At 59.5% G+C, this 971-nt stretch carries 1 protein-coding gene; it reads right to left on the bottom strand.

What is annotated here, in order from left to right; genetic code table 11:
- Nucleotides 1–68: 68 nt before the first annotated feature.
- Nucleotides 69–971 (bottom strand): thiamine pyrophosphate-dependent enzyme (locus tag NKH70_RS35660; protein ID WP_353027473.1); only part of this gene is annotated, 903 nt, incomplete at its 5' end.

The raw sequence follows: 971 nt of genomic DNA, 5'->3' as shown, positions 1-971 counted from the left end.
GGCACAGGCAAGGCCAATACCAGTTGTGCCGCCCGTAACGACTGCAGTTCGCGGATACGCTACGAGACTCACGCCTGCTCCTCCAGCTTCTCGAAGAGCGAGATTGGCGGAAAAGCGCTCGGATCCGTGATCATGTCGATCAGGAGCGGCAGCTTCCCGGTGAGCCCGCGGTCAAGCGCTTCCGCAAGCTCATCGGGACGACTAACTCGCACGGCCGGGCAACCACAGGCTTCTGCGATCTTTGCATGGTCGACTACGCTAAAGTGGCAAGCGCTTGTATACCCTTTGAACTTGACCGTCTCGGCGTGCTTCTGAAAGCCTAGAATGCCGTTGTTGAGGACGATAACAGTAAGTGAAATGCCAGAGCGAACCAGCGTCTCGAGTTCAGCCCAGCTGTGGCCGAAGCCACCATCACCAACTATGGCGACGACAGGATGGTCGGGACGAGCAACCTTCGCTCCGATTGCAAGTGGCAACCCCCATCCCAGGCCCGCCAGGCCGCGCGGGGTAATAAACCGCATTCCGGCTTTCAGACTGCGGAGCTGCCCCGTGACCCAAAATGACGAATAGCTGGCGTCGGTCACGACCGTAGTCTCGGGCGTCAATCGGGATTGAAGCTCATGCATTAGGTATTCGGGGCGGAGCGGGGCATTCTCCCGGTGAGCTACCTCGTACCTATCGCTTTCAAAATCCCGCCATGCGGCGGCGACCCTCGCTTCCACGCCGGCCCTCGCTTGTTGGCGGACAGCCAAGGACTGCGCTTCCAGCGCCTGGCGCAAGTCTCTGAGCGTTTCAGCAGCGGATCCGACCAGCCGCAAGGCCTCGTACGTCCGCCCAATCTCGCCCGGATCAATATCTATATGGATGATCTTCGCCGTGGGCGGGATAAGACGCCAGTTGTCAGTCGCATTCTGATTTGTACGCGTTCCGACAAGCAACACCACGTCTGACTCGTCAAGAAGCACCCGGCT

Source organism: Mesorhizobium sp. M0991 (genome assembly GCF_040318915.1).
GTDB lineage: Bacteria > Pseudomonadota > Alphaproteobacteria > Rhizobiales > Rhizobiaceae > Mesorhizobium.
The sequence above is the reverse complement of the archived record's forward strand: the minus strand, read 5'-3'. Positions and strand labels throughout refer to the sequence as shown.